This window comes from Streptomyces sp. NPDC043680 (genome assembly GCF_056436685.1).
The window spans coordinates 435,201-461,233 of sequence record NZ_JBWKCE010000005.1; the positions used below are offsets into that span (position 1 = coordinate 435,201).

17 protein-coding genes are annotated in these 26,033 nt (G+C 72.1%); 8 read left to right on the top strand and 9 right to left on the bottom strand.

The genetic code is table 11. The features are described 5' to 3' along the window. Positions 1-45 precede the first annotated feature (45 nt). Together AC0666_RS14330 and AC0666_RS14335 are read right to left on the bottom strand one after the other, a co-directional pair. A complete protein-coding gene (locus tag AC0666_RS14330) occupies positions 46-1,482 on the bottom strand; it encodes a PepSY-associated TM helix domain-containing protein (RefSeq protein ID WP_478707651.1) in 1,437 nt (478 codons plus the stop codon). Between the two features lie 68 nt (positions 1,483-1,550). Beyond that, positions 1,551-2,300, bottom strand: coding sequence for a hypothetical protein (locus AC0666_RS14335; protein ID WP_468967307.1), 750 nt, complete (start codon positions 2,298-2,300; stop codon positions 1,551-1,553). 87 nt (positions 2,301-2,387) lie between these two features. Between AC0666_RS14335 and AC0666_RS14340 the strand changes: the two genes are divergently transcribed. From AC0666_RS14340 to AC0666_RS14370, 7 genes are all read left to right on the top strand, one after another. Beyond that, complete coding sequence (locus tag AC0666_RS14340; RefSeq protein WP_468967310.1) at positions 2,388-2,990, top strand: rhomboid-like protein; 603 nt, start codon at positions 2,388-2,390, stop codon at positions 2,988-2,990. 31 nt (positions 2,991-3,021) lie between these two features. Beyond that, the gene (locus tag AC0666_RS14345; protein WP_468967313.1) at positions 3,022-3,822 is read left to right on the top strand and encodes a tyrosine-protein phosphatase; all 801 of its coding nucleotides are present in this window, start codon (positions 3,022-3,024) and stop codon (positions 3,820-3,822) included. Positions 3,823-3,935: 113 nt separating this feature from the next. After that, positions 3,936-5,882, top strand: a complete 1,947-nt coding sequence (locus AC0666_RS14350) for a hypothetical protein (RefSeq protein WP_478707652.1) — start codon at positions 3,936-3,938, stop codon at positions 5,880-5,882. 83 nt (positions 5,883-5,965) lie between these two features. Further along, on the top strand, positions 5,966-6,862 hold the full coding sequence (locus AC0666_RS14355) for a metal-dependent hydrolase (RefSeq protein ID WP_478707653.1): 897 nt from the start codon (positions 5,966-5,968) through the stop codon (positions 6,860-6,862). Further along, a complete protein-coding gene (locus tag AC0666_RS14360) occupies positions 6,859-7,905 on the top strand; it encodes a PDR/VanB family oxidoreductase (protein ID WP_478707654.1) in 1,047 nt (348 codons plus the stop codon). Before AC0666_RS14355 ends, AC0666_RS14360 begins: the two co-directional genes overlap by 4 nt. 30 nt (positions 7,906-7,935) lie before the next feature. After that, a complete protein-coding gene (locus tag AC0666_RS14365; RefSeq protein WP_468967324.1) occupies positions 7,936-8,634 on the top strand; it encodes a TetR/AcrR family transcriptional regulator in 699 nt (232 codons plus the stop codon). Between the two features lie 24 nt (positions 8,635-8,658). Beyond that, positions 8,659-9,195: a GNAT family N-acetyltransferase gene (locus tag AC0666_RS14370; protein ID WP_468584255.1), complete on the top strand. Its 537-nt coding sequence runs from the start codon at positions 8,659-8,661 to the stop codon at positions 9,193-9,195. Here the strand turns inward: AC0666_RS14370 and pulA are convergent. The 7 genes from pulA to AC0666_RS14405 form a co-directional block, all read right to left on the bottom strand. Next, positions 9,182-14,545 (bottom strand): pullulanase-type alpha-1,6-glucosidase, encoded by a 5,364-nt coding sequence (gene pulA / locus AC0666_RS14375; protein WP_478707655.1) that lies wholly within the window; start codon positions 14,543-14,545, stop codon positions 9,182-9,184. The two genes, AC0666_RS14370 and pulA, sit on opposite strands and share 14 nt — an antisense overlap. A 99-nt stretch (positions 14,546-14,644) precedes the next feature. After that, positions 14,645-16,345, bottom strand: a complete 1,701-nt coding sequence (locus tag AC0666_RS14380; RefSeq protein ID WP_468967332.1) for a carbohydrate-binding module family 20 domain-containing protein — start codon at positions 16,343-16,345, stop codon at positions 14,645-14,647. A gap of 2,002 nt (positions 16,346-18,347) precedes the next feature. Then, on the bottom strand, positions 18,348-19,361 hold the full coding sequence (locus AC0666_RS14385; RefSeq protein WP_468584260.1) for a LacI family DNA-binding transcriptional regulator: 1,014 nt from the start codon (positions 19,359-19,361) through the stop codon (positions 18,348-18,350). Further along, a complete protein-coding gene (locus AC0666_RS14390; RefSeq protein WP_478707656.1) occupies positions 19,349-20,971 on the bottom strand; it encodes a glycoside hydrolase family 13 protein in 1,623 nt (540 codons plus the stop codon). The genes AC0666_RS14385 and AC0666_RS14390 overlap by 13 nt, the downstream gene beginning before the upstream one ends. Before the next feature lie 60 nt (positions 20,972-21,031). Continuing rightward, a complete protein-coding gene (locus tag AC0666_RS14395) occupies positions 21,032-21,895 on the bottom strand; it encodes a sugar ABC transporter permease (RefSeq protein ID WP_468584264.1) in 864 nt (287 codons plus the stop codon). Between the two features lie 2 nt (positions 21,896-21,897). Next, the gene (locus AC0666_RS14400; RefSeq protein ID WP_468584266.1) at positions 21,898-22,899 is read right to left on the bottom strand and encodes a carbohydrate ABC transporter permease; all 1,002 of its coding nucleotides are present in this window, start codon (positions 22,897-22,899) and stop codon (positions 21,898-21,900) included. Positions 22,900-22,907: 8 nt separating this feature from the next. Continuing rightward, entirely contained in the window at positions 22,908-24,182 is a 1,275-nt protein-coding gene (locus AC0666_RS14405; RefSeq protein WP_468967339.1) for an extracellular solute-binding protein, read from the bottom strand. A gap of 222 nt (positions 24,183-24,404) precedes the next feature. Between AC0666_RS14405 and AC0666_RS14410 the strand changes: the two genes are divergently transcribed. Further along, on the top strand, positions 24,405-26,024 hold the full coding sequence (locus AC0666_RS14410) for a glycoside hydrolase family 13 protein (protein WP_468584270.1): 1,620 nt from the start codon (positions 24,405-24,407) through the stop codon (positions 26,022-26,024). Positions 26,025-26,033 lie beyond the last annotated feature (9 nt).

Consider the following 26,033-nt stretch of genomic DNA (forward strand, 5'->3'; position numbering starts at 1 on the left):
ACTCCCGCTGCGGGAGTACGGGCCCACCGGCCGGTCCGCGCCGGACTAGGCGGCCTTGGCGCGGCGCGCCGCCACCGCTCCCAGCAGTACGTCGACCGCGAGGAAGGCGAGCAGGCTGATGCCGAGCAGCGGCACGAACCAGCCGACCACCGCCGTCACCGCGGCGAGCGGGAGCAGCACCGTCAGCGGCGCCTTCCGCCAGGCGCCGCGCGGCTGGGCGCGGCCGACCGAGAACCTGCGCTCCTTGGTGGGCCGGCGCAGCCACCACATCCGGTAGCCCCAGACGACGAGGAACATCAAGGCGACGGCGAGCGCGGCCAGGGCGATCTGGTTGGCGAGGCCGAAGGTCTGGCCCATGTGCAGGTCGATGCCGAAGCGGGTGAGCTGGGCGAGCACGGGATGGTCGGAGAACCGCAGGACGTCCATGACCTTGCCGTCGGCCGGGTCGACGGCGACGGCGTCCAGGTGCACGGGCACCTGCTTGTCCTTCTCCTTGACCACGTAGCCCTTGCCCTTGGCCGGGAGGGTCACCTGGAGCTGCTCGGTGATACCGGCGGCTCGGGCCGCGGCCACGGCCCTGTCGATGCCGATGTCGGCGGTGGGCGCCGGCGGGGGCATCTCCATGCCCTCGGTCATCACGTGCCCGGCGTGCTCGTCGCCCCCGGCCGCGCCCGCCGCGGCGGAGAGGGAGGCGGAGACGGTGGGGGTGGCTCCGCCGAGGCGGTCCTGCAGCTGCCCGATGTTCTCACCGGCGTACTTCGACCAGGTCAAGCCCGTGGCGGAGAGGGCGACGAGCCCGGTGACGGCCCAGAGGCCGACGGCCCCGTGCCAGGAGAGGGTCTTGCGGCGCCCGGTGGCGGCGCGGTCGGGCAGCACGAGGCGGGCCTTGCGGGAGCGGCGGCGGCCGATCCACAGGGCGAGGCCGCCGAGGGCGACCACCCACAGCCAGCTCGCGGCGAGCTCGCTGTAGTTCCGGCCGAACTCCCCGAGGTGGAGGTCGGAGTGGAACTCGCTGAGCCAGGCGCGCAGCGGCAGTGCGTCGGAGGAGGTGGTGAGCCGTCCGTTCACGTGGGCCGTGTAGGGGTCCACGAAGACGGTGAGGTTCTCGCCCTCCGCGAGGCCGGGCTTCTCCATGACCACGCGGGTGGTCGCCTCGGCGTCGGGCGCGGGCCACACGGACACGACCTTGCCGTCGGGGGCGGCGGCCTTCGCTGCCGCGACCTGGGTACCGAGGGGGAGGGCGCTGTCGCCGACGCGGGCGACGGTGAGCTGGTCGGCGTAGAGGATCTTCTCGGCCTGCCAGGAGGCGGAATACAGCAGTCCGGTGGCGGCCGCGACGAACAGCAGCGGGGCCATGAAGATCCCGGCGTAGAAGTGCAGGCGCAGGAGCAGGGGCCGTATGGCGGCCCAGCTGCCTGCCTTGGGCGCGGTTGCGGGTGCATCGGCGTCCGGGATGCGGACGTCGACCTCGTCAAGGGACATGAGGGTCCTAGGTGTTGGCGAAGACATGGGTGATCGGCCCCCAGGTCTCGCCGTGGCGCGTGCGTCCGTCAGACGCAGGCGCGGGTGGGCCGGCCGGGGGCCGTGGCGCGGGTGTCCCGCCTCCACGGCGGCCCGCGGCGCACCAGGGCATGCGCGTGTACGGCTCCGCGCAGCCGGCGCGGGCGCGCGTACGAGGGCCGGGGCGCGGGCCGTCCCGGTACGGGGGCCGGCCGCGTCCGCACCAGCGCGACGGCACGGGCGAGCGGACGGGCCGCCAGCAGGGCGGCGGCGCCGAGGACTCCGGCCAACCGGAACACCGTGGCCTCGCCCCAGGCGAGCCAGGCCGCGCAGAGCAGGCCGGCGAGCAGGTGGGCGAGCAGCATCCCGAACCCGCCGTACCCGACCAGCCCGTCGAGCCCGCCGAGCCCGCCGAGCCCGTCCCGCGGATGCCCGGCCGTTCCGGCTGCCGCGTGCATGCCGTGCAGGGAGTGCATGGCGTGCAGGGAGTGCATCCCGGCCGCCGCCTCCATGCCCTCCATGCCCTCCATCCCGGCCGTGCCGTGGCCGCTCCCGGCCGAAGGGGCCGGTGCCGTGGTGGAGAAGACGAGGTGGAGGAGGGCCTGGACCGTGAGCAGGGCCGCGGTGATGCCCGCGGGCCCCCGGCGGCGGGCGGCGGCCGGCCAGGCGAGGGCTCCGGTCACCCCGAAAGCGCCCAGAAATCCCCATACAGGGACGTCCGTACCGGACATGTGCGAATGCCCCGTCGCACCCAATGCGGTGCACACCGCCGCGAACAACGCGGTGCGTGCGGCGCGCATCGGCGCGGGGCTCCCAGACATGACCGGGACATGCTCGCATGCGGACCCGGTGCCGTTCGACGGAGACCCCTGTCCGATCATGGTCCGGTGAATCCATTGTCATGGCCACCACCTTTCGCGGGCGCCGCGTACACCGGCGGGGTCCAGCTCGGGGCGTACGCCCTGGAGCGGATGGCGGCGGCGGACCGGGAACGGCTGCTGCGGCGCTGCTCGACGAATGTCGACAATCTTGACGCCGGCCACTGGGAGACGGTCCTGACCAGCGCCCTCGTCGTCGAGGAGCCGATGCCGCTGCCGTACGCACTGCTGCTCGTCGCGGTGCTCGGCTACGCGGAGTACGCCCACGGGGCCTGGTGGACGGCCGCGGTGTTCCTGTTCGGGCACACCGCGGCCACGCTCCTCGTCTACGGCGTGCTGCGCCGGACGGCCGGCCCGGCCACCCGCAGGGCCCTGGACGTCGGGACCAGCTACGGGCTCAACGCCGTGCTCGGCGCACTGACCTCCGCGCTGCCGCGCGGACCGGTCCGTACCGCCGTCCGGGTGGGGCTGCTGGCGCTGGCCGCGCAGCCGGTGCTGGCGCGGAAGCGGACGTTCACGGATGCCGGGCACCTGGCGGCCCTGGGGATCGGCGTCGGGGTTTCCCTGGTGCTCGATTACCTATCCCCACCGAAACACCTGAAAATCGGATGAATACGACGCGCCCACCGCTGGAGCTGCCACGATGACCGCCACCGCCACCCCTTCCACCACCGTCGCCAACCTCCGCGACCTCGGCGGCACCCCGCTGTCCGGCGGCCGCACCGTCCGCCCCGGCCTGGTCCTGCGCTCGGGCCAGCTCGACCGGCTCGACGTGGACGCCGACCCGGCCGTGGCCGCGCTGGGCCTGCGTACGGTCATCGACTTCCGCACCGCGGCCGAGCGCGCCGACTACCCGGACCGGGTGCCGGACGGCGCCCGCCTGCTGGTCCAGGACGTCCTCGCCGACATGTTGAGCTCCGGCCGGATACCGGCCGCCACACAGCTCAAGGACCTGCTGTCCGACCCGGCGCGGGCGGAGGAGCACCTCGGCGCGGGCAAGGCCCAGGCCCTGTTCCAGGACACCTACCGGTCCTTCGTGCGGACCAACTCCGGCCAGGCGGCGTATGCGGTGCTCCTCACCGAGCTGGCCGATCCGCAGGCCGGCCCGCTGCTGTTCCACTGCACGGCCGGCAAGGACCGTACGGGCTGGGGTGCGACGGTGGTCCTGTCGCTGCTCGGCGCGGACGAGGACACCCTGATGGCCGAATACCTCTCCGTCAATCCGGCGGTCAAGCAGGCCTTCGCACGGCTGATCGAGGGCTTCACGATGGCCGGCGGCGACCCGGAGATCGCGCTGGCGCTGATCGGGGTGTTCCCCTCGTACCTGGAAGCCGCGCTGGACGAGGTCGCCCTGCGGTTCGGATCCATGGAGAAGTACGTCCGTGAGGGGCTCGGCGTGTCGGACCAGACGGTCGAGGCGATGCGCGCCCGCCTGGTGGTCTGAGGCCCTCCCGGGGCACCCGGCGCGGTTCTCCGCCCCGGGTGCCCCGCCGCGGCAGCCGGGGGACTCGTACAGCGGACGGGTGACCATCCGACGATTCGCTCGTTCTGCTGAACGTGACTGCGCCGGATACCGCCACCCGCCCCTCGTCTCCCGTGCCGCCCGTGCCCGACGTCGAGCAGGCCGAGGCCGCCATCGTCGAGCACTATCCGCGGCTGGTACGGCTCGCCTACCTGGTACTGCCGCCCGCCCTCGGCCGCAACCGGCGCGTGCTCACCGCCCACGCGCTGACACAGCGGGCACTCCCGCGCGGGCGGCGCGCGACTGAGGTCGCGGCCGCCGGCACCGTGCAGGGCGGGGTGCCGGGCCAGCGGGCCGGGGTCGCGGGCACCGACGCCGGGTACGCGTACGTGAGAGCGCGGGTGCTGCGTGCGGCGCTGGAGACCGGGATCCCCCTGACGTTCCGGGCGCTGCCGCGGCGGGCGCAGTTGCCCGTGCTGCTCCCCCAGGTGTGGGGCCTGCGGCTCTTCCCGCGCTCCGGCGGCGCCGAGGAACTGGCCCTGGACCAGTGGCTGGCCACCCTCGACGGGCCCGGCCGGGCGGCCTGCGTGCTGCGGGCCCTGGAGCGGCTGCCGGAGCCGGAGGTGCTGCGGGTGCTGGCCGAGGCGGGGGTCGCGAACCCGGCCGCCGCGATCGTGGAATCGGGGGATCCGGCGCACGACGCCCTGTTCGCGTCCCCCGAGTTCGATCCCTGCGTCCTCCAGGCGCGGCCCACCGATCTGCTGCGGCGGCGCCGTTTCGCGCGGGCCGCGCTGGCCGCCGGGGCCGCCCTCACCGTGTGCGCGGCCCTGCTCGCGCTGCCGGGCGGGGGCTGGGGCGCGGACGGGGCCGCGGCCCCGCCGTACGCGAAGAACGCGGCCGCGGAGCAGGCCCTGGACCCGGCGAAGCTGGTCCGGGTCGCACCCACGCTCTGGCGTACGTCCTCCCGTACGGACTTCTCCGCCTGGCCCGCCCGCGGGGACCGGATCGGGGACACCGCACTGCTGCGCCGGGCGCTGGCCGTGTGGGCCCGGCCCGGCTCCTCCGTGGTGGCCTCGGCCACCCCCGGCACACCGCCCGGGCCGCCGATGGGGCCGCCGCAGCTGCTGTACGCGGGCACCGTCGACCAGGCCGTGGTGGTCCTGCTGTACGACGGCCTGCGCGTGGTCCGGTACGCCGAACCGCGCGCCGGCACCTCGGTCGCCGCCCTCGACTTCGCCCGGACGGACGGTGCCTCCGCGGACACCGCCACGGCGCTGGTGCTGAGCCGGGTCGACGGCAACGTGCGCTACCTGACCGCGCCTTGGATCACGGGCGCGGGCGAGCGGGACCTGCTCAAGCCGGGCGAGGCGCCGACGGCCCTGAAGCTGAGCCCGGACGGGGTCACCCCGCCGGTGGCGAGCCCCGCTCCGGCGGGCAGCTGTACCGGCTGGAACGCGCTGGCGCTGACCGGGGACGGGGCGACCCGGCTGATCACCGACCTCGGGGAGCTCACCCCGGCCCGGTTGACCTCGGGCGCGCCGGGCGCCGAGCGCGATGTGACGGAGGGCGCGGAGCTCGGCGACTGGTCCCGCATCGCCTGCCTCCTTCCGTCGGTCCGCTCCCACGGGGTGCGTACGGTCAACGCCTGGACGTACGCGAAGCAACCGCTGCCCGAGGGCGAGGGCACGGCGACCTGGCTGTGCACGCGCGCGGAGACCTGGACGGGCACGCAGGACCGGGTGCAGGCGCAGTTCCTGACCCCGGGCGCCCCGCTGGCGGCGCAGGCGGCGAAGGCGGAGGGCTCGCGGGCGTGCGGACCGCGGGAGCCGCGGGTGCTGGCGGGCGTGCTGTGGAAGTCCAAGGCCGGCCAGTGGTACGTCCTGGCGGCGGGCAGCGCGCAGTTCGCCTCGCTGTCGGTGTCGGGCGGCGGGGTGAGCGGGGCGGCGACGGGCAACCGGCTCGCGGTGAAGGCCCCGGAGGGGGCGCAGGTCGACCTGGCGGGCAGGCTCACGGACGGGACGAAGGCGGGCGTCCTGCGGTAGTCCGGCCGGGCGGCGGGGCGCTTGCGGGAAGTGGGCGGTGCAGAGGGGTTTTCCTCCCTGCTACCCCTCAGTACATTGACGCCATGTCTAATACGCCGCCTGCGCCCGCCCCCGTGGTGTCGGAACACATAGACCTGAAGCCGCGCAACGTGTCCTTCGGCTGGGAGGACACCCCACTCCACTGGCTGCCCGGCGACCCGTTCGCCACGCACACCATCAACGTGCTGCACCTGCTGCTGCCCGCGGGCGAGCGCTGGTTCGTGCACGTCTACAAGCAGGTGCTCCCCTACATCAAGGACGAGCAACTGCGCGCGGACGTAGTCGGCTTCATCGGTCAGGAGGCCATGCACGCCGCGGCGCACGACGAGGTACTGCCCCACCTGAAGCGGCTGGGCCTGGACCCGACCCCGTACACGGCGCAGGTGGACTGGCTCTTCGAGAAGCTGCTCGGCGACCGGACCCTGCCGCCCGGCAGGGCCCGGCACTGGTGGCTCATGGAGCGGGTCGCGCTGATCGCGGCGATCGAGCACTACACGGCCTTCCTCGGCGACTGGGTGCTCAACGCCGAGGAGTTGGACCGGCGGGGCGCCGATCCGGTGATGCTCGACCTGCTGCGCTGGCACGGCGCGGAGGAGGTGGAGCACCGGTCGGTGGCCTTCGACCTGTTCATGCACGTGGACGGCAGCTACCGCCGCCGGGCCCGCACCTGGGCCACCGCCTTCACCGCGCTGGTGTTCCTGTGGCAGCGCGGCGCCCGGTTCTTCATGGAGAACGACCCGGAGCTGCCCGGCGCCAAGGCCTCCCTGGGCCAGTTCGTCCGGGCGGGCCGGGACGGCACGCTCCCCTCGACGGGCGCGATGCTCAGGTCGATCCCGACCTACCTCTCCCGTACGTACCACCCCTCCCGGGAGGGCTCGACGGCCCAGGCCGTGGCCTACCTGGCCTCCTCGCCCGGCGCGAACGGCGGTGCCGGGGCATGAACCGCACGTGGAAGGTGGCCGCGCTGGCGGGCGCGGCGCTGCTGACCCGCCGCGCCCTGCGCCACCGCATCGCCCGCTCCCCCCTGTGGCCCCTCCCGGCGCTGGAGATCCCGGTCTCCGGGTACTCCCCGCGCCGGTGGCTGCGCGCGCCGATCGTCTCCCGCACGGAGCCGGCGGAGGGCGTTCTGCAGCTCGTCCTGGAATCCGCGGACCTCCCGCCCTGGGCCCCGGGTGCGCATGTCGACGTACGGCTCCCTTCGGGCCTCATCCGCCAGTACTCGCTGTGCGGGGACCCTGCGGACACGGGCCGCTACACGATCGCGATCCGCCGGATCGAGGACGGCCGCGGCGGTTCCCGCGAGGCGCACGCCCAGCTGGTGCAGGGCGCAGACCTGGAACTGCGCCCGCCGCGCAACCGGTTCGCGCTGGTCCCCGCTCCCTCGTACGCCTTCGTCGCGGGCGGCATCGGCATCACCCCGATCCTCCCGATGCTCCGCGCGGCCACCGCGGCGGGCGCCGACTGGACCTTGATCTACGGCGGCCGAAGCCGCGCCTCGATGCCGTTCCTCGCCGAACTGCGGGCGTACGGCGCGCGGGTCACGATCGCCCCGGAGGACGAGACGGGCCTCCCGGACCTGACGGCCCTCGCCACGACCGGCCCCGCCACCCCGATCTACTGCTGCGGCCCGGACGGACTGATGGCGGCGGTCCAGGCGGCGGCCCCGGCGGACGCCCCGGTCCACCTGGAACGCTTCGCCCCGGCCGGCTCGACGGCCCCGGCGCGGCCCTTCACCGTCGAACTCCACCGCTCGGGCCGCACGATCGAGGTCGCGGCGGGCGAATCCGCCCTGGCAGCGGTCCGCCGCGAACTCCCCGCCACCCCCTACTCCTGCGAACAGGGCTTCTGCGGCACCTGCCAACACCGCGTCCTCGCAGGCGAGGTGGACCACCGTGACGAACTCCTCACGGACCGGGAACGCGAGGACACCATGCTCCTGTGCGTCTCCCGCGCCACCTCCGACCACCTGGTCCTCGACCTCTGACCTGTGGCGCGCGCCCAGTAGGGTGTCCGCATGACAACCGGGGTGCGGCGCAGGATGGGTGTCGAGGAGCGGCGGCAGCAGCTGATCGGGGTGGCCCTGGAGCTGTTCAGCAACCGCTCGCCCGACGATGTGTCCATCGATGAGATCGCGGCGGCCGCAGGGATATCGCGGCCGCTCGTCTACCACTACTTTCCGGGCAAGTTGAGCCTGTACGAGGCCGCCCTGCGGCGGGCCGCCGACGAGCTCGCGCAGCGGTTCGTGGAGCCGCAGGAAGGGCCGCTCGGGGCTCGGCTGTTGCGGGTGATGGGGCGGTTCTTCGCGTTCGTCGACGACCACGGGCCCGGCTTCTCGGCGCTGATGCGCGGGGGACCCGCCGTCGGGAGCACGCGGACCAATGCCATGATCGACGAGGTCCGGCAGGCCGCGTACGAGGAGATCCTGCGCCACCTCGGGATCGAGAAGCCGCCCGCCCGGCTCAGACTCGTCGTGCGCTCGTGGGTCTCGCTCGCCGAGTCCACCGCGCTGATCTGGCTGGAGAACCGGGAGATCCCGCGGGCCGAGCTGGAGCTGCAGCTCGTGCACGACTTCGCCGCGCTGGCCGCCGTGAGCGCCGCCTACGACGCCGAGATGGCGGGCATCATGGGGCGGATCCTGGCCGGTGAACCGGCCGACGGGCCCTTCGGCGAGCTGGTCGGGCGACTGGTGGGGCTGGTGCCCTCCCCCAGGTGATCATCGTCGCGTGATAATACGCGCGTGATCAATGAAGAGGGGATCCTGTTCCGGCCCGCCGCGGAGAAGGACGCCGGCACGCTGGTGGCGTTGTACGACCAGGCCGCCCGCTGGATGCAGAAGAACGGCATCGACCAGTGGAAGCCCGGCGAGCGGGACACCGCGCACTTCCTGGCGAGAATGCGCGAGGGCGAGGTGTGGCTCGCCGGGGACGCCGACAAGCGGATCATCGGGGCGTACGAGCTGTGGTGGTCCGACGAGGACGCCTGGGGCGTGCAGCCCCCCGTCGCGGGTTACGTGCACCGGCTGATGGTGCAGCGCGCGACCGCGCCCGCCGGGACCGGGCGGCGGATGCTCGAACACGCCGAGCGGCGGATCGCCAGGTCCGGACTTGCGCGGGCGCGGCTCGACTGCGTCTCCACCAACCCCCGGCTGCTCGCGTACTACCAGGGTGCGGGCTACCGGGTGGTCGGGGAGTTCCCCCACAAGGAGGGGAAGGACGGCCGGGTGTACGGGGTGGTCCTGCTGGAGAAGCGGCTCGATCAGCTCACCGTCGTGTGAGGTTCCGGGTGAAGACGGCGACCGTGCGGGCCGGGGCGGTGAACTCCCCCGTCCGTGCGTCGTACGTCGACTGCCTGACCGTGGCGTCGGAGCCCGCCGCCTGCACCGGGTGCAGCGCGTAGGCGGTGCCCGCGAGGGCCGGGATGCGCTGGGCCTGCGCGGTGGGGGTGGCGTTGAAGACCACCACCAGGTCGCCCAGGGTCATGGTGATCACCCCCGGGGTCTCGTCCGTGCCGGAGAGGGGGAAGGCCAGCCCCTTCTGGACCGCCTCGGCCGAGGTGAGGGAGAACGCCGGTTCCGTCGTACGGATCCTCAGCAGGTCACGGTAGGCCGCCGAGGCGCCTTCGATGTCGGCGCAGTTCGGGACCGGGCCGGTCAGCAGCGGCTTGGCGTAAGGCCACTTCGAGCGGTTGTCGGCGGCCTGCGGCAGGCCGCGGCCGAAGCCGTTGCCGTCGCGGCAGTCCCAGTGGATCGCATTGAACCAGTCGCCGCTGTCGTAGGAGTTGCGGTCCAGGGACTTCGAGCGGAGCAGGTCCGTGCCCGCCTGGGACAGGGCCGGGCCCTGGGAGAGCGCGGCCACGGACATCGCGAGGACCTGCATGCGGGTTCGGTCGGCGGTGGAGGTGCCCTGCGGGAGCTTGTACGTCAGGGCGTCGGCCAGCGATTCGTTGTCGTGCGCGTCCACGTAGGCCAGCGCGTCACCGGGCGCCGCCGCGTAGCCGGCCGGGGCGCCGTTGTAGTCCACCTCCGAGCCCTTGGTGCGGCGGCCCGAGGTGTCCGTGAAGGCGTACGAAGCGAGGTGGCCGCTCAGCCCGACCTTGATCAGGTCCTGGGAGTGCAGCAGCCGGGCCCGCTGCTCGGCCGGGGTGCCGTTCGCCGGGGAGCCGTTCGGTGCGGTGAACAGGCCCGATCCGAAGCCCTGGACGCGCGGGTCCTCGTCGAAGGGGCCGCCGCCGCGGACCGCGTCGCGCGAACGGTCCGCGAAGGTGGCGATGCCGGTGCCGGCCATGTTCTTCTGCGTGGCCTGCACGAAGCGGGCGTCGTCCGCGACCTCGCCGAAGTTCCAGCCCTCCCCGTAGAGGATGATCCGCTTGCCGTCCACGCCGTCCTTCTCGACGGTCAGGGCGTCGAGGGCGGCGCGCACGGCCAGGATGTTGGCCTTCGGGTGGTGGCCCATCAGGTCGAAGCGGAAGCCGTCGACCTTGTACTGCTTGGCCCAGGTGACGATCGAGTCCACGACGAGGCGGCCCATCATGGCGTTCTCGGTAGCGGTGTTGGCGCAGCAGGTGGACGTGGCGACCGCCCCGTCCGGCAGCAGGCGCTGGTAGTAGCCGGGCACGATCCGGTCGAGGACCGACGCGTCCGACTGCCCGGCCGCGGCGGTGTGGTTGTAGACCACGTCCATGACCGTGCGCAGCCCGGCCCCGTTCAGCGACTGGACCATCCTGCGGAACTCGACCGTACGGGCGGTGCCGTTCGGGTCACTGGCGTACGAGCCCTCCGGCACGGTGTAGTGCAGCGGGTCGTAGCCCCAGTTGTACGCGTCCTTCGCGGCCGCAGCGGCCACGCAGGCCTGCTGCTGCTCGGAGTCGGGGGCGTACACCTTCAGGTCGCAGGCGGGCTCGGTGCGCTCCGAGGCCTTCTCCGGAATGGTCGCGATGTCGAAGGCCGGCAGCAGGTGGACGTACGAGGTGCCGGCGGCGGCCAGGGCGCGCAGGTGCTGCATGCCCGCCGAACCGGTGTCGGTGAAGGCCAGGTACTGGCCGGGGTGCTTGCTGGTGCGGTCCGCGACGGAGAAGTCGCGGATGTGGAGCTCCTGGATCTGCGCCGAGGTGAAGGGCACCGGCGCCGGCTTGCGCAGCTCGCGCCAGCCGGGCGGGGCGAGCTTCGGGTCGGCGAGGTCGACGGCCAGGCTGGAGGCGGAATCGGTGGTCAGGGCCGTGGAGTACGGGTCGGTGACCAGGTTGCGGACGATCTGCCCGACGCTCGGGGCCCAGACGGTGACGGCGTAGCGGTACGGCTTGCCGGCCCAGGCGCGCTCACCGCGCACCGACCAGACGCCGGTGGTGTCGTCGCGGTGCATCGGAAGGGTACGGCCGTCCAGTTCGAGGGCGACCTGCTGCGCCGTCGGGGCCCAGACCGACAGGGTGGGGCGGCCGTCCTTGAAGACCGGGCCGAGGGCAGTGGCCTTCGCGGCGTTCGCGTAGAGGTCGTCGAGGACGCCCGCGAGCTGGACTCCGGTGGCGGCCAGGACGGCGCCGTTCGCAGCGCGGGCGCTGGCGACGAGCTGGCCGCGCAGGGCGCCTTGGACCCGGTCGCGGTCGCGCGGGTCGACGGTGTAGGCGGCGTAGGAGGCCAGGTGCGGGAACTTCTGCTTCTGGGCGTCGGTCAGCCGGCCTGCGGACAGGCGCAGCCACTGCGCGCGGTCGGTGCCGGTCAGGGCGGCGTTCTCGGCCTTGACCGCGCCGTCCGGGGAGGCCAGGAGCTGCACGGAGGCAGCGGCGGCGGGCGCGTTCCAGGCGAGGGTGTCGCGGTCGATCCAGACGGCCTGGGCCTTGGTGAGGTCGAGGGCGGCGGCCGAGCCGGCGGGCTGCGGGAGCAGGTAGGGAGCCCGGCCGGCCAGCATCCACACCTCGTGGCCGGTGGCCTTGAGGTCCAGGGACTGGTCGGAGGGGAGGTCCTTCTCGTCGCCCTTGTGGAGGATGTAGCTCAGGCTGCTGGCCCCGGCGGCGAGCGGAACCTCGTACACCGCCCCGTAGGAGTCGGTGCGGACGGGCTGGAGCGGCTTGTTCCAGTCGGTGGGGCTAGCGGCGCCGGTCCAGACGTGCAGGCCCCAGCCGTCGTAGGCGCCGTCGGGGCGCTGGTAGTGCAGGACGGCCTTGGCGGGGTCCTGCGGCGGGTAGCCGGGGCGGTCGGTGCGGGCCGCCTCCTGGCCCTGCTCCAGCCAGATCTCGCCGGTCTTGGTCACGTCGATGGTGCGGTCGGCGGCGACGTCCTTGGTGCCGTCCTTGTCGATGACGAGGTAACCGACGGATGAGGCGCCGGGCTTGACGCGTACGTAGGCGAAGGCCCCGTACGCGTCGCGGCCGGTGAAGTCGTGGCCGGCGGGCCAGCGCGTGGCTTCGCCGTCGGCGAGGTCGCCCCAGGCGTAGAGCCGCCAGTTCGTGTAGTCGCCGTCGGGGCGGTGGTAGTGCACGACGGCGTAGTCGCGCTGGGTGGCGGTGGGGACCTCGACGGGCGGGGCCTGGCCGGCGGTGGACGCGGCGAGGGCGCTCGCGGTGTGGCCGGCGGCGTCGACGACGACGGCCTTGTAGCGCAGGGGCGTTCCGGCGGGAGCGGTGACCTGCTGGGTGACCTTGTACGGGGCGTGGTCGGCGGAGCCGAGGACCTGCCACTTCTCCGTGCCGGTCTGCGCGGCGAAGACCACCCGGTTCAGGCCGCCGCCGGTGACTTCGGCGGTGAGCTCGACGGTGCCGGTGGCCGCCGCCGGGGCCTTGAAGGTGAGGGCGGGCTTGGCCGTGGGGGCGGCGAGGGGGGCCGCGGCCTGGAGGACCACCGAGCCGAGGGCGGGGACGGTGACGGTGAGCTTGCCGGCGGCCGAGGCGCGCAGCAGCGCGGCGCCGCCGTACAGGGTGCGGTACTGGCTGCCGGCCGGGGCGTCGAGCTCGACGGTGCGGGGCTCGGCGGCGTTGTTGGCGGCGACGAGGTACTCGGTGCGGGTACGGGTGTCGGTGCGGGCGAAGGCGTAGACGGAGCCGTCGGCGAGACGCTCGCTCTGGACCCCGTCCCGCAGGGCCGGGTGCGCCTTGGTCAGCTTCGAGAGAGCACTGATCTGCTGGTAGAGCGGGTGTCCCGGATCGTAGGCATCGCTCACATGCGTGCGCACCGTTCCGAGCTGGTCGTCGTCGAGGTAGTCGGCGATCCGCGTGCCGAACAGCGGCTGGCGGGCGTCCTTGTCCCCGCCCGCGCCGGTGAAGCCCTGCTCGTCACCCGAGTACACCACCGGGTTGCCGCGGGAGAAGAACATCAGCTCGTTCGCCAGCCGGTACCGGTCCAGCAGCTCCTGCTCGCCGGCGCCCGGCCGGTCCTGCTTCAGGAAGCTCCCGAAACGGCCCATGTCGTGGTTGCCGAGGAAGGTCACCTGCTCGTAGGCGTTCGCCTTGTCGGTGGTGTACCGGTAGTCGTCGGCGAACACCCCCGCCAGCCGCCCGGCCCCGCCGCCCTGCGAGGCGTACCCGCGGATCGCGTCCTGCAGCGGGAAGTCGAGGGTGGCGTCGAGGCGGCCGCGCGTCACGTACGGGGAGGTGACCGCGGTGTCCGCGGAGTACACCTCGCCGAACATGAAGAAGTCCTTGCGCCCGTGCCGGGCGGCGTACGCGTCGAGGGCGGTCGCCCACTGCGTCCAGAACCCGGTGTCTACGTGCTTGACCGTATCGATGCGGAAGCCGTCGACCGCGAAGTCCCCGACCCACTTCTCGTAGATCTTCTCCATCCCGCTGACGACCTCGGGACGTTCGGTCCACAGGTCGTCGAGACCGAAGAAGTCACCCTGCTCGGATGACTCCCCGGCAAAGGTGGAGTCGCCCCGGTTGTGGTACATCGTCGGGTCGTTGAGCCACGCGGGGGCCTTCAGGTTCTTCTTCGCATCGGGCACGAAGGGCGTCCGCGGGAAGGACTCAATGTCCGTCTTCGGGAACTTCCGCTTCCCCTCCGCATAGTCGGCGTCGTCGAAGGGCACCCCGTCCTTGGTCAGGTACGGAAAGGCGCCCTTGGACAGGTAGGAGTACGACTTCTCGCGGTAGTCGACGACATCGGCGGTGTGGTTGGTGATGACGTCGAAGAAGACCTTCATCCCCTTCTTGTGGGCCTTGTCGATCAGCCGCTCCAGATCGGCGTTCGTCCCGAAGTGCGGGTCCACCTGCGTGAAGTCGGTGATCCAGTAGCCGTGGTAGCCGGCCGACACGTCCTCGCCCTTGCCCTGCACCGGCTGGTTCTTGAAGATCGGCGCCATCCAGATGGCGGTCGTGCCGAGCCCCTTGATGTAGTCGAGCCGGTCGGTCAGCCCCTTGAGGTCACCGCCCTGGTAGAAGCCCTTGTCCGTCGGGTCCAGGCCGGTCTCCAGCCGGGTGCCGGTCAGGCCGCCCCGGTCGTTGCGCGGGTCGCCGTTCGCGAACCGGTCCGGGAGGACGAAGTAGAACTGCTCCCGCGTCAGGTCGTGCCGCGCGGGCTCGGCGGCCAGTTTCGCGTCCGACGGCGGGGCCGGCGCCTGGGCGGCGGCCGCGGCGGGCAGGGTGGGCAGGAGCGCCGCGGCCAGGGCGGCGGCGAGGACTCCTGCGGCGGGGCGTATCAAGGGGGTTCTCCTTGGTTACGTACAGGGCACGGGATGAGGGCCGCCCGGCGGTGGCGGGGTTCTGGGGTGCCGGGCGGCCCTGGTCTGATGGGGCGGTGGTCAGCTGCGCCAGGTGTCGTTCAGCACCACCGAGCCGCCCGCCGGGACGGTGGCGGTGCGGTTGGCCCCGCTCTCCCAGGTGGTGTTCCCGGCGGCGTCCTTGCGTAGGTACTTGTACGAGAAGGACGTACCGGCCGGCAGGGCCACGTCGAGCTTCCACACCGGGTAGGCCGCCGGGTCGAGCTTCAGGGCGGCGGCGGTGTTCCAGCTGCCCAGGGCCGCCTGGTCGCCGGTCACGTAGATGTTCTGGCCGAGCACGGTGGTGGCGTTGACGGCGAAGGACGTCCCGGTCGCCGCGGGCGTACCGCTGCCGCTGCACGTACGGGCGTTGACGTGCAGGGCGACGGCCGTACCGGCCCCGAGGGTGGCGGTGAACTGCCCGGAGGAGCCCACCGTCACACTGCGCCCGCTCTGCACGTCGCAGTAGGAGCCCGCCGGCAAGGAGGTCTGGAAGGTCCGGGTCAGGGCCGAGCCCTCGTGGTTGATCGCCACGTACGCCTTGGCTCCGCGCCCGAAGGCGATCTGATCGCCGCCGTTGTCCCACCAGTCGGTGACGGCCTGGCCGCGGGCCGCGTTGCGGAAGGCGACCATGGAGGAGATTTCCCGCCAGGCGTGCTGGCACTTCCAGCCACCGGTGTAGCAGGCGCTCACCGCGCCGCCGTTCGGCGGACCGGCGTCCTTGTCGCTCCACTCGTACCCGGAGTGCACGTCCGGGGACCCGTACGGCCAGGCCAGCATGAACACGCTGGCCAGGGTGTAGGCGGAGCCGTCCTTGTAGGTGAGGGTGTCGCCGACGCGCTCGGTGTCGTGGTTGTCGACGAAGACGGCGGACTGGCCGGAGGGCATGTACCCCCAGCCCTCCCCGAAGTTCTTCAGGTAGGCGAGATTCTCGTTCTGGAAGACCCGCTTCAGGTCGCGGGCGTAGCGGAACTCCTGCACGTCTCCGTTGCCGAGGTACTCGGTGGGCTGCACCGCCTCGCCGGCGCCCTGGATGGCCTCCTGCTTCCAATAGGCGGACGGGTTGGTCAGCCGGGACTTGATGTTGGCGAGGTCGGCGGCCGGCATGTGCTTGGCGGCGTCGATCCGGAAGCCGTCCACGCCCAGCGACAGCAGGTCGTTCAGGTACCCCGCGATCCGCCCGCGCACGTACTCCTCACCGGTGTCCAGGTCCGCCAGCTGCACGAGCTCGCAGTTCTGGACGTTGGCCCGGTCCTGGTAGGTGGAGATCGTGGCCCGGCAGTCATCCATGTCGGACCCGGAGTAGATCCCCGGGTAGCCGTACTTCGTGTACGAAGACCCGCCCGTCCCGACGCCGTCGCCGGCCGCCATGTGGTTGATCACGGAGTCGGCGACGACCTTCACCCCGGCGGCGTGACAGGCGTCGACCATGGCCTTGAAGGCGGCCCGGTCCCCGAGCCGCCCGGCGATCTTGTAGCTGACGGGCTGGTACGAGGTCCACCACTGGGACCCCTGGACGTGCTCCTGCGGCGGCGACACCTGCACGTACCCGTACCCGGCGGGCCCCAGCGAATCGGTGCAGGCCTTCGCGACGGAGTCGAACCGCCACTCGAACAGGACGGCGGTGACGTCCTTGTCGCCGGGGGTCGCGGCGGCCGCGTGGGGGCCGGTCGCCGTGACGCTCGCGGCGGCAAGGGCAGTGGAGGCCAGCAGGGCTCTGGCCAGTCTTGCGGTGGGGCGCATGCGGGGGTCCTCCTGGCGGAAGAGGCGGGGATTGCAGCGACCGTAGGGGCCTACCGAAGCCCCTGCAAGACCTTGCGCAAGAGATTGCAAAATTGTTTCCGTGGCGTGTCCTCCAGGACAGCGGGGGCTGATACGCGGAGGGGGGCGCGGGGGTGGCAGGCGGGGCGGTGGCTTCGGGGGCGGGGTTCCCGCGGGCGGGATCGGGAGGCGGGGCGGGAGCGGGATCGGCGGATGCCCGCGGGCGGGAGCGAAAGGCGAGGCGGGAGCGGGATCGGCGGATGCCCGCGGGCGGGAGCGAAAGGCGAGGCGGGAGCTTCGGGGGCCGGGATGCCCGCACCCGGCATCAGAGAACGTCCGGGGGCGACCCGGCAGTCCACTGTCCTTCCGTGTCGGTCCGGCCCGTCAAGGGCGCTCCTCCTCGTTCCTCGTCGTCGCGTCGCTTCGCGATGGCCTTCGGCCACCCTTGACTGCCCGGCCCGCCCCGGAAAGACAACAGACTGCCGGGAAGCCCCCGAAGGATGGCCGGGGGGTCCATGTTCAGGAGCGGGCCCGTCAGCGACGCCCGGGCCGATCCCCGCCGCCATGTCCCCATCCGGGGCCGATAGATCCCCCTTCCCGAGCCCAGCCCGGGTCAAGCCGCAGCCGACGCCCATCAGATGGGCAGCCGGGACCGGAAGGGGCCACCATCGCGTCAGATCGCTACACAGCTGATCTTGTTTGGCGGCCGACGACCGTCTGGGGTCACTCATAGCCGCGACAGATCGCTACACAGCTGATCTTGGTTTAGCGGCCGGCGACCGTCTGGGCTTGTTCATAGGCCGCTACAGATGGCACAGGGTCTGTCTCCGTTGGCGCCCGACGGCCGTCTGCGGCCGGGAGAGGCGCGACAGATCGCTACACAGCCGGTCTCGGCTCGGCGTCCGGCGGCCGTCCGGGGTTAATGGGACGAGACGACCAACCCTTCAGCACTACCGAAGCCCTGCGATGACTCGTGTGCCGTCTGCTGACATCAGACAAGCCAACTGACCGCAATCTGGACCGATCCGAGCGCCATTCAACCCCCCACGGCGGCCCTTTGAGGGCATTGGGGACCCTTCGTGGGCCTCTGGAGGCCCGAAAGGGCCCAGAAGGAGCCGGATGCCAGGCTTTTCGTCATCACGCTCAGTCAAGAGCCCATCCATCGGCCAACTGGCTGCCAAATCGGGGCAAACCGGCCGCAGAGGCATGACTGGCGTCATGCCCGCGTCGATGGCGCCCATTCCTCCCCCAGACGACCGCCGGACGCCAAACCATTCCCGGCTGTGTAGCGATCTATCGCGCCTTCCCCAGACAGGCCGCGGACGCTATGCCGACATCAACTGTGTAGCGATCTGTGGCGGCTATGAGCGACCCCAGACGGGCCGGGGACGCCAAGCCGAGACGGGCTGTGTAGCGATCTGACGCGATGGTGGCCCCTTCCGGCCCCGGCTTGCCCATCTCATTGGCGTCGTCTGCGGCTTGCCCCGGCCTGGGCCCGGGAAGAGGAGATGGTCGGCCCCGGATGGGGAACTGGCGGCGGGAACCAGCCCGGGCATCGCTGACGGGCCCGCCCCTGAACACGAACCCCCCGGCCATCCTTCGGGGGCTTCCCGGCAGTCTGTTGTCTTTCCGGGGCGGGCCGGGCAGTCAAGGGTGGCCGAAGGCCATCGCGAAGCGACGCGACGACGAGGAACGAGGAGGAGCGCCCTTGACGGCCCGGACCGGCACGGAAGGACAGTCGACTGCCGGGAAGCCCCCGGACCCCCTCCGACCCCGGATGCGTGCATCCCGGCCCCCGAAGCCCCCGCCCCGCCTACCGCCCCCGCACGCGGGCCTCCCCCAAACCCAACCCCGCCCCGCCTACCACCCCCTGGTCAGCGGCCCCCCTAGCCCCGCCTCCTCCGCCTTCGCCCTCCGCAGCCGCCCCGGGGGCGGGTGGGCAACCGCCGGGTGCGGGTGCGGTGCTCAGGGGGAGTGGACCCCCTCACCCCGGCCCCTCCCCCGTAGACCCCCTCACCACCAGCTCCGGCTGGAAGACGTACTCCGTGCGCTGCACCGGGGTGCCGCCCACCGCCTCCAGGAGGGCGCCGACCGCCGCCGTCGCCATCGCGCGGACCGGCTGGCGGATCGTCGTGAGCGGCGGGTCCGTGAACGCGATGAGCGGCGAGTCGTCGAAGCCGACCACCGACACGTCCTGCGGTACGCGCAGCCCCCGTTCGCGGGCCGCGCGGATCACGCCGAGTGCCATCGGGTCGCTCCCGCACACGATGCCCGTGCAGCCGCGGTCCAGCAGGGCGCCGCCCGCCGCGTGGCCGCCCTCCACCGTGAACAGGGTGCGCTGGATGAGCCCTTCGGCCTCCGCCTGCGGGACCGCGGCGAGGAAGCCGGCCTCCTTGCGGGCCGAGGGCACGTAGCGCGTCGGCCCGATCGCCAGGCCGATCCGGCGGTGGCCCAGGTCCTCCAGGTGGCGTACGGCCATGTCCGCCGCGGCCCGGTCGTCCGGGGAGATGAACGGGGCGTTCACGTGCTCGTTGAAGCCGTTGATCATCACGAACGGCACCCCGCGCGCGGCGAGGCGCTGGTAGCGCGCGGGGTCGGCCGCCGCGTCCGCGTGCAGCCCGGACAGGAAGACGATGCCGGTGACGCCGCGCTCCTCCAGCTGCTCCACCAGTTCGTCCTCGGTGGCTCCTCCGGGCGTCTGCGTGCACAGCACCGGCGTGTATCCGTGTCCTGCCAGCGCCTGCTCTATGACCTGCGCGAACGCGGGAAAGATCGGATTGGTCAGTTCCGGGATCAGCAGTCCGACCAGGCCGTTGCTGCGGCGGCGCAACCGCACCGGCCGCTCGTAGCCCAGCAGGTCCATGGCGGCCAGCACCTTGTGCCGGGTGCCGGCCGCCACGCCCGCCTTGCCGTTGAGCACACGGCTGACGGTCGCCTCGCTGACCTGGGCCTGCGCGGCGATGTCCGTCAGCCGCAGGGGGGAGGTCACCCCAGCCACCACACCGCCGTGTCGGCGGGCAGCGTGCCCGGGTCGGTCAGCTCCGCGCTGGCGAGCAGGACGGAGGTGCCGGGCGCAGGCATCGGCACCGGCTCCGCGGTCGTGTTCACGGTGCAGACGAAGTCCCCCCGGCGGAAGGCCAGGACGCCCTCCGGCGCCTCCAGCCACTCCACGGCGTCCCCGGCGCCGAGCTCGGCCCGCTCCCGGCGGAACCGCAGCGCGGCCCGGTAGAGCTCCAGGGTCGACGCGGGGTCCCCGGTCTGCGCCTCGACGCTCAACGCCGCCCACTCGGCGGGCTGCGGGAGCCAGCTGCCGCCGGTCCCGAATCCGTACGGGGCCTCGTCGCCGGACCACGGGATCGGCACGCGGCAGCCGTCGCGCAGCCCGTCCTGGCCGTTCTCCTTGAAGAACGACGGGTCCTGGCGCACCTCGTCGGGCAGGTCGACGACCTCGGGCAGGCCGAGCTCCTCGCCCTGGTAGACGTACGCCGAGCCGGGCAGCGCCAGCATCAGCAGGGCTGCGGCCCGCGCCCGGGCGAGGCCCTGCGCGCCGCCGCCGTACCGGGTGACGTGCCGTACCACGTCGTGGTTGGACAGCACCCACGTCGTCGGAGCCCCGACCGGGCGCATCGCGTCGAGCGAGTCGTCTATCGCGGAGCGCAGCGCGTCCGCGTCCCAGCCGGTGTTGAGGTAGTGGAAGTTGAAGGCCTGGTGCAGCTCGTCGGGGCGCAGGTAGAGGGCGGTGCGCTCGGCCGTCGGGGTCCAGGCTTCGGCGACGCCGATGCGGTCGCCGGCGTACTCGTCGAGGACGGTGCGCCAGGAGCGGTAGATCTCGTGGACGCCGTCCTGGTCGAAGAAGGGCAGCACCTGGTTGCCGAGGAGCTTCAGCTGCTCGTCGTGGCCGAGGTCGGGCAGGCCGGGGGCCTTGACCAGGCCGTGGGCGACGTCGATGCGGAAGCCGTCGGCGCCGAGGTCGAGCCAGAAGCGCAGGATGGAGCGGAACTCGTCCTGGACGGCGGGGTGGTCCCAGTTGAAGTCGGGCTGTTCGGGGGCGAACAGGTGCAGGTACCACTCGCCGTCGGCGACGCGGGTCCAGGCGGGGCCGCCGAATATGGACTCCCAGTCGTTCGGGGGCAGTTCGCCGTTCTCGCCGCGCCCGGTCCGGAAGTGGAAGCGTTCGCGCAGCGGGCTGCCGGGGCCTTCGCGCAGCGCCTGCTTGAACCATTCGTGCTGGTCGGAGCAGTGGTTGGGGACGAGGTCCACGATGATCCGCAGGCCGAGCTCATGCGCCTCGCGGATGACGGCGTCGGCGTCGTGCAGGGTGCCGAACATGGGGTCGATGGCGCGGTAGTCGGCGACGTCGTAGCCCGCGTCGGCCTGCGGGGAGGCGTAGAAGGGGCTGAGCCAGACGGCGTCGACGCCGAGCTCCTTGAGGTAGGGCAGGCGGCTGCGGATGCCTTCGAGGTCCCCCATGCCGTCTCCGTTGGAGTCGGCGAAGCTGCGCGGATAGACCTGGTAGATCACCGCTTCTCTCCACCAACCGGGCCGCGTGCCGGTCGTGGTGGGGAGGCCACTGTCCGAAGTCAGTGCGTCGGCGAGGTGCTGGGTCATGTCGTCCTTGTGAGATCGGGCCGGGGGTGTGTGGGGGCAGGCGAGGGCTGGCCGGGGTGGTCAGCCCTTGGTCGCGCCTGCCGTCATCCCGGCGACGAGGTGACGCTGGGCGAAAACGAAGAAGATCGCCGCGGGGATGGCGATGAGGACCGAGGCGGCGCTCATCGCACCCCAGTTGGAGGTGTACTGCGTGACGAAGGTCTGCAGTCCGCCGGCCAGGGTGAGGTTCTCCTCGCCGACCATGAAGGCGGAGGCGTAGGCGACTTCGCCCCAGGCGGTGATGAAGGCGTAGAAACCGGTGACGGCCAGGCCGGGCTTGGCGAGCGGCAGGATGAGTCGCCAGAAGGTGCCGAAGGGGTTGAGCCCGTCGACGCGGCCGGATTCGTCGATCTCCACCGGGATGGTGTCGAAGAAGCCCTTCATCATCCAGGCGCAGAACGGCACGGCGATGGTGAGGTAGGTGATGATCAGGCCGATCGGCTGGTTGAGCAGGCCGAGGTCGCCCATCAGGTTGTAGAGCGGGACGATGAGGATCGCCATGGGGAACATCTGCGTGATGAGCAGGGTCCACATCAGCGGCTTCATCCCGGGGAACTTGAACCGGCTGACCGCGTATCCGGTGGTGGCGGCGATGAACACACCGAGGACGGTGGTGACGCCGGCGACCAGGACGGAGTTCCCGAACCAGCTGAGGAAGTGGCTCGACTCCAGCAGGTACCGGTAGTTGCCGAGGGTCGGTTCCTTGACGAAGTCGGTGGTGATCGCGTAGTCGGCGGGCTTGAGCGAGGTCAGCAGGATCCACAGCACCGGGAAGACGGCGATGACGGACGCGACGAGCAGGGTGAGGTGCAGGCCGGCGGAGGCGATCGGGGAGCGGCTGCCCCGCGGCCTCGCGGCTTTGGTGTCGGCGTTCGCAGTGGACATGGTCACCACACCTCTCCCTGCTTGCGCAGCGAGCGCCGGTAGACCAGCGCGAAGATCATGAGCAGGGCGAGGATCAGCACGCCCCAGGTGGCCGAGCCGGCGAAGTCGCGCGGGCTGGCCACGAAGGCCTCCCGGAAGGCCTGGGTCACGAGGATCTCGGTGGAGTCGCCGGGTCCGCCCCGCGTCAGCAGGAAGATCACCGGGAACATGTTGAAGGTCCAGATGGTGGAGAGCAGGATCACCGTCATGCTGACCGAGCGCAGCCCGGGCAGGGTGATGTGCCGGAAGCGCTGCCAGGAGGTGGCGCCGTCCATCTCGGCGGCCTCGTAGAGCTCGCCGGGGATGGACTGGAGTCCGCCGAGCAGGGCGACCATCATGAACGGGACGCCGAGCCAGACGTTGACGGCGACGACCGAGAACTTGGCCCAGGTCGGGTCGTCGAGCCACGGCACGCCGACGATGCCGCCACCCTCCAGGAGCTTGTTGAGGATGCCGTTGTCGTGGTTGAAGAGGAACCGCCAGGCGAAGACGGAGACGAAGCCGGGCACGGCCCAGGGCAGGATGAGCGCCATCCGGTAGAAGGCACGGCCCCGGAACTGCCGGTTGAGCATGTTGGCGAGGACCAGGCCGAGGGCGAAGGTGATGGACACGCACGCGACGGTCCACACCACCGTCCACACCAGCCGCTGCCAGAACACCGGGTCGCCGAGCACGGCCGTGTAGTTGTCCAGGCCGACGAACTCGTACGACGCCTCGATGGTGTTGGCGCCGATCGTGCGGGCGACGTTGCGCTCGTTGGCGTCGGTCAGCGACAGGTAGATCCCGCGGACCAGCGGCCACCCGACGATCACGCCGAGGACGAGGACCACCGGGGCGACCATGGCCCAGGCGTACCAGTGGGTGGCGAGAGCGCGCCTGATGCCGGTGCGGCTCCGGCCGCGGGCGACGGTGGTCCCGTCGCCCGCGGCCTTCACCTGCGGCCGGCTGGTGTCAGCAGCAGCCATGGGTGTCGTTACTTCCAGCCCTTGAGGATCTTGCGGAACTCGACGCCGGCGGCCTTGGCGGCCTCCTCCGGGGTCGAGGTGCCGGTCATGGCCTTGGTCCACTGGATCTTCAGCGGCTCGAAGAGGCTGCCGTTCTCCGGGATCCAGGCGCGCTCGACGGCCTTGTCCACGGCGGGCTTGAAGAACTGGACCATCTCGTTGCCCTTGACGTCCGGCTGCTCGTAGGCGGCGGTCCGGGTGGGCAGCAGGCTCAGTTCCTTGGTCGCCTGCACCTGGACCTCCTGGGAGGTCATGTACTCGACGAAGGCGTGCGCGGCGGAGCGGTTCTTGGAACCGGCGTAGACCGCGAGGTCGTGTCCGCCCTGCGGGGCGCCCTGGCGGGCGGAGCCGGCCGGCACCGGCGCGATGCCCAGGTTCGCCTTGTCCGCGAACTGCTCGCCGGCGTAGGTGTCCTTCACCGCCCACGGGCCGTTGATCATCATCGCGACCTGGCCGCTCTTGAAGGCGGTCTGCTGGTTGACGTAGCCGTCGGTGGCGCTGGTGATCGCGGCGCCGGAGGTGATCAGGTCACGGGCCGCCTTGAAGGCCTTGACGCCCGCCTCGTTGTCGACGGTGACCGTCTTGGTCTTGGCGTCGACGAGGTCGCCGCCCTCGCCGTACAGGTACGGCAGGGACCAGTAGGAGTCGTCTCCGCGCAGGTAGAGGCCGGTCTTGCCGGACTTGGCCTTGATCGCGGCGGCCGCGGTCTTGACCTCCTCCAGGTTCTTGGGGGGCTGGACGCCGGCGTCGGCGAGCATCTTCTTGTTGTAGAAGAGGCCGAGGGTGTCGATGACCTGCGGTACGGCGTAGGTCTTGCCCTCGAACTTGCCGCTGGCCGCGGCCTGCGGCAGGAACTCGGCGTCGATCTTCTTCACGGTCTCGGCGGGGACCTGGTCGAGGTAGCCGAGCGAGGCGAAGTCGGCGACCCAGCCGACGTCGGCGCGGATCACGTCGGGGGCCTCGGAGCCGCTGCTGAAGGCGTTCTTGACCTTGTTCTGCGCGTCGCCGTACGGGACGCTGACGTACTTGACCGTCACCTTCGGGTGCTTCGCGGTGAACGCCTCGGCGATCTTCTGGAAGCTGGCCTTCTCGGCGTCGTTCGAGGTGTCCCACCAGGTGACCGTGCCGGAGAGCTCCCCGCCGGCCTTGGTCTCGCCACCGTTGTCCTTGGTGTCACCGCCGCAAGCCGTCGCCGCGAGCGCCAGGGTCGCGACCAGCGCGGTGGCCGCTATGCCACGCCGCATATGAACTCCTTCGATGATCCCGGCCGCTCCCTCGCGGTCCCGAGTTGCCGAGAACCTAACAAGGCTGAAAGCCGTCCGAAAGAGCTTGCGGCAATTTTCTGCAAGCGGAGCTGATCGTTACATCGGTGTGTCCGTACGGTTGCCGCAGCTTGCTGTTAGTTCGAACCACCTTCGGGTGACCAGGCCCGCAACCACGGGGTGTGTGGCGGCGTTGACCCCGATATGACCCATGAGCTGACCGCGCCCCGGCTTGCAAGCGCTTCCAGCAAGACCGCCGCAAGCGCCGGCTGGTGGCGCGATGCCGTCATCTACCAGGTGTACGTGCGGTCCTTCGCGGACAGCGACGGCGACGGCGTCGGCGACCTGCGCGGGGTGCGTTCGCGCCTGCCGCACCTGGCCCGGCTCGGGGTCGACGCCGTGTGGCTCACCCCCTTCTACGTCTCCCCCCAGGCGGACGGCGGCTACGACGTGGCCGACTACCGGGCCGTGGACCCGCTCTTCGGGGACCTCTCCGACGCGGACGAGCTGGTCCGTGCCGCGCACGCGCTCGGCCTGCGGGTCATCGTGGACGTGGTCCCCAACCACACCTCCGACCAGCACCCCTGGTTCCGGCAGGCCCTCGCCGACCCGGCCGCCCGGGCGCGCTACCACTTCCGGCCCGGCCGCGGCCCCGGCGGGACCCTGCCGCCCAACGACTGGGAGTCCGTCTTCGGCGGGCCGGCCTGGACCCGGGCCCCCGACGGCGCCTGGTACCTGCACCTCTTCGCCCCCCAGCAGCCGGACCTCAACTGGGAGCACCCCGAGGTCGCCGAGGAGTTCGCGTCCGTCCTGCGCTTCTGGCTCGACCTCGGTGTCGACGGTTTCCGCATCGACGTGGCCCACGGCATGGTCAAGGCCCCCGGCCTGCCCGACATCGGGCACGGCGCCCAGGCCACCCTGATCGGCACCGAACCGCTCCCCTTCTTCGACCAGGACGGGGTCCACGAGATCCACCGCGCCTGGCGGCGGCTGCTCGACTCCTACGAGGGGCCGCGCATCGGCGTCGCGGAGGCCTGGGCGCCCAGCTCCGAGCGACTCGCCCTGTACGTGCGCTCCGACGAGATGCACCAGGCCTTCAACTTCCGCTTCCTGAACTGTCCCTGGGACACGGCCGCGATGCGCACCGTGATCGACGAGTCACTGGCCGCGACCGCCTCCGTCGGCGCCACCACCACCTGGGTGCTGTCCAACCACGACGTGGTCCGGCACGTCACCCGCTACGGCGGCGGCCCGCAGGGCCTGGCCCGGGCCCGGGCCGCGGCGCTGCTGATGCTCGCCCTGCCCGGGTCGGCGTACCTCTACCAGGGCGAGGAGCTCGGCCTGCCCGAGGTGGCGGACCTCCCCGACGCCGTCCGTCAGGATCCCGCCTTCCGCCGCACCGCCGGGCAGGAGGGGCTGCGGGACGGCTGCCGCATCCCGCTGCCCTGGTCCGGCGAGGAGCCCCCGTACGGCTTCGGCCCGGCCGGCACCTGGCTCCCGCAGCCCCGGAACTGGGCCCCGCTGAGCGTCGCCGCGCAGACCGGAGACCCGCACTCCACCCTGGAGCTGTACCGGGCCGCCCTGGAGCTGCGCCGGGCGCTGCCGGGCCTCGGCTCGCCCGACGCGGGTCCGCTGGCCTGGCTGCCCGCGCCGGAGGGGCTGCTGCTGTTCACCCGGCCCGGCTTCGCGTGCAGCTTCAACAGCCGGCCCGAACCGGTCGAAATGGCCTCGCCGGGGCGGCCCGTACTCTCCAGCGCACCCGTGGAGACCGACGGGCGCACCGTCCTTCTTCCCCCCGATTCGTGCACCTGGTGGGCTTTGTAGCGTGCGACC